The sequence below is a fragment of the uncultured Campylobacter sp. genome (assembly GCF_938045595.1).
GTDB lineage: Bacteria > Campylobacterota > Campylobacteria > Campylobacterales > Campylobacteraceae > Campylobacter_B.
Genome location: NZ_CALIBB010000229.1, coordinates 1 through 3037 on the forward strand (window position 1 = coordinate 1; position 3037 = coordinate 3037).

Below are 3037 nucleotides of genomic sequence, written 5' to 3' on the forward strand. Positions count from 1 at the left end.
CTAGATACGCTTAAAACAGATGAGTATTTACATAATAAGTATTTGGTATAATGCAGTTAATATCACCATCGTCATCATAAATAATAGTATCGTTGGTGCGCTCCTCTTGACCTTTATTATATTGGATATTTAACAAAGCGTTTGCACCGAAAGCCTCTGCGTATATTTTTAGTCTATTTTTAGTGGAATTTTTACATCCTATAATTCTGCCGTCCACACCAAAAATAGAAAACCTATAAGATGAATGCTCTAAAATTTTATACTCGCGAGGTATTTCATTTTCAAAAAAAATTTTTGAAGGAATCTCGAAACTAATTAGGCTTATCTGCTTTGCGATGCTTCCTTTAGGACCGACGCTCGGTTTAAATAATACAAAATCGCCTGACGCAATTTTTGCATTCAAAATATCATTTTTATGAAAGAAATACTCTACGCCATCATCATCAGTAATAAAGCCGAAACCTTTATCGGGAAAAAATTTCTTCACGCTACCACTGATTACCTCTCTCATCTTTTCTCCTTTTAATTTATTCGCATAATTTTTTAAAAATCAGCTCGCGCATGTCGTTTGCGTTAAGCTGAAAATACAAAATCGCCTCACGGCGAGCCTTTTGATACTCGCGCCTCGTCTTTTCATCTGCTGCGCCGAGCTTTGCGCCGTTAAATTTCGCCATGCGCGCCGAACTCAGCTCTTTTAGCCTCTCGCCGCCCGCAGAAATGCCGCCGCTATAATTAAACCACTCTTTGCTTTGAAAAATATTAAATAAAATTTGAAAATCTACGAAATTTCCCTTATTATACTCGGCGCAGACCCCGTTTTTGTGGCTTATGGCGTAGATCGCGCCGTATCTGCGCTCGAAAAAATATAGTTTTATGAGCTTTGCGTTTTTGTCTAAATTTGCGCCGCTACCGCCTAAAATCGCAAGCTTCACATCGCCGCGCGTTTCGTAAGGGCCTAAAATCGCGCCGTTTTCGTAGAGATTGCCGCCGTAAAAAGCGTATTTCGTATCGCCAAACTCGCTTGAAAGAACGTAGGTTTTATCGGTTTCGGGCGGGTTTTTGCCTGCGCAGCCGAGCAGCGACAGAGCCAAAAACAAAGATGAGATAAAAAATTTCATCGCGAAAAATCCTTTAAATTTTAAAATTTTGCCGAATTTATGAAGCGGAATCAGCAAAGCGAAATTTGCTAAATTTACCGCATTTACCGCGCGCAGATTTAAATTTGCTTCTCAAACGCCGCCGCTTTGCTCGCGCGGACGCAAATTTTAAAATTCTGCGCCGCTTGCAAAGGCTAAATTTAAAAGCCGCGACGTAAAACGTAAATTTAGACCACAGCGTAAGCTTAGCCGAAAAGATCGGCTCGAACCGGCTAAATTTAAAATTTCACGGCGCAGCTTTTATCGCCAAGCCAGGTTGGCGCCTCCTATTGCCGCTTTTAAAATTTTAAATTTACCTGCACATCCTGTTTTCCAGCTCGTCCATAAGCGCGGCTACGTCATCGCCCACGAGCTCCATTAGCGCCGTTTGTCGCTGCTGCTCGCTTAAATTTTATGCGCCGATTTAAATTTTACAAGCCGCAAATTTAAAGCGACGCGAAATCCAAAACAGCACTAAATATAATAGATACTGTTTTTGATATTTTTGCCGTCGATCTCGTTTTTGCGCCACGAGCTCTCGTCATTTAGCACTATCCAGCGCTTCTCCTCCTCGCGATAAAACCAGTCCTTGTCGATCTGATAGTAGATCTGGCATCCCGAAATTTCGATGATGTTGGCGATGTTGTTGTCGTGGTAGTTGTTCTCATCAAAGTCGGTGAACGTGCGCTGCCCCATCTCGGCGTAGAGCTCGTTTAAAATTTGAAGCATCTCGCTTAGGCGCGTATCCATCTTCTCGACCTGAAGCCCAAGCTCGTTAGCCTCTCTGAATAAGATCGGATAGTCGTGCGACGGATAGCCGCTATTTAGCTTGTCGCTGATAAAGGCGATCTTTTGCTCATCTTCGAAGTGGTAGCGCAGAATTTCGCGGCAAATTTTAAGCGACAGGCTGCTTGCGCGATCGACGGCGCCGAAAACGAGCGGATGGATATATTTATAAAGCTCCTTGTACGGGTTCTCGTCGTTCGGGCGCTCGTTATTTTTCCAAAGCTTCACCACGCGGCTTAGCTCGTCCATCGAGACGTTGGCTTGGTCGTTGGTGTTCGTAACCGGCGAAAGCTCGTGTCGCAGCGAAGTATCGACCGACGTGAGATAGCCTAGCGGCCCCATTAAAATTTTATTAGCCCCAAGCGCCATCATCGTAGCCGCCGAAGCGCAGTTTGCCGGCACCAGCGCGATCAGCTCGTCGCAGTGGTTGCGTAGGATCGAGACGATCTTAAGCGAGGCGATGCCGCTGCCGCCGTCGCTTTTGATGTAAAGGTAGAGCTTTTCGAAATGCTTGCCCTTTAGGTGGTCGTTGATACTGATCGCGTCGTTGCCGCAAACGCTGCCCGCGCCCGAATTGAAGTAGGTAAGCAGCGGCGCGCCCAGATATTTCTCGATATTGGTGATCACCTCTTGCGTTTGCTTCATCAAGATCGGCGGTTGCTTCGCCGCTTTTTTAGCGCCCTGCTTCTGCGGCTCTTCGTCTTTGGATAAAAATCCCATGTTTTTCCTTTCGTGTTGGTTTGGTTTTAAAATTTTATTTCATAAATAACAAGCAGCCTTAACGCTATTACATATTAAAATTTTAACATCCGTGCATACTTGCCGCCTTTATCTTGCACTTAAAATTCTCGTACCGCATGCTAGACTGCCTGCACGATGTGCATCAAGGCTGTATTAAGCGCCCTGCAGGTCTTGCAAGCTTGGAATTTTAAAATTTAGATACAAATTTAACTGTGCCGCACGCTTTGACATTTCACTGCCGCGCCGCATCCAATCTCTCGCGACCTAAAATTTTCGCACACCGCGCATATTGCGATATCGCGCCTTAAAATTCCTTCGCCACACCTTGCCGCCGTCTCGCCATCCTATCTTAAAATTTCAAGACGCTCTGCGCC

3 protein-coding genes are annotated in these 3037 nt (G+C 45.0%); all 3 read right to left on the reverse strand.

What is annotated here, in order from left to right; all coding sequences use genetic code 11:
• Positions 1-10 precede the first annotated feature (10 nt).
• The 3 genes from Q0340_RS08830 to Q0340_RS08840 all read right to left on the reverse strand — a co-directional run bounded on the left by Q0340_RS08830 (position 11) and on the right by Q0340_RS08840 (position 2642).
• Positions 11-511: a cold shock domain-containing protein gene (locus Q0340_RS08830; protein WP_298083016.1), complete on the reverse strand. Its 501-nt coding sequence runs from the start codon at positions 509-511 to the stop codon at positions 11-13.
• Between the two features lie 16 nt (positions 512-527).
• A complete protein-coding gene (locus tag Q0340_RS08835) occupies positions 528-1118 on the reverse strand; it encodes a hypothetical protein (protein ID WP_298083017.1) in 591 nt (196 codons plus the stop codon).
• Between the two features lie 492 nt (positions 1119-1610).
• Positions 1611-2642 (reverse strand): hypothetical protein, encoded by a 1032-nt coding sequence (locus Q0340_RS08840; RefSeq protein ID WP_177387284.1) that lies wholly within the window; start codon positions 2640-2642, stop codon positions 1611-1613.
• Between the last annotated feature and the right edge of the window lie 395 nt (positions 2643-3037).

Coding starts and splice junctions, on each gene's coding strand:
- Q0340_RS08840 (WP_177387284.1), bottom strand. CDS start 2,642: ATGGGATTTTTATCCAAAGACGAAGAGCCGCAGAAGCAGGGCGCTAAA.
- Q0340_RS08830 (WP_298083016.1), bottom strand. CDS start 511: ATGAGAGAGGTAATCAGTGGTAGCGTGAAGAAATTTTTTCCCGATAAA.
- Q0340_RS08835 (WP_298083017.1), bottom strand. CDS start 1,118: ATGAAATTTTTTATCTCATCTTTGTTTTTGGCTCTGTCGCTGCTCGGC.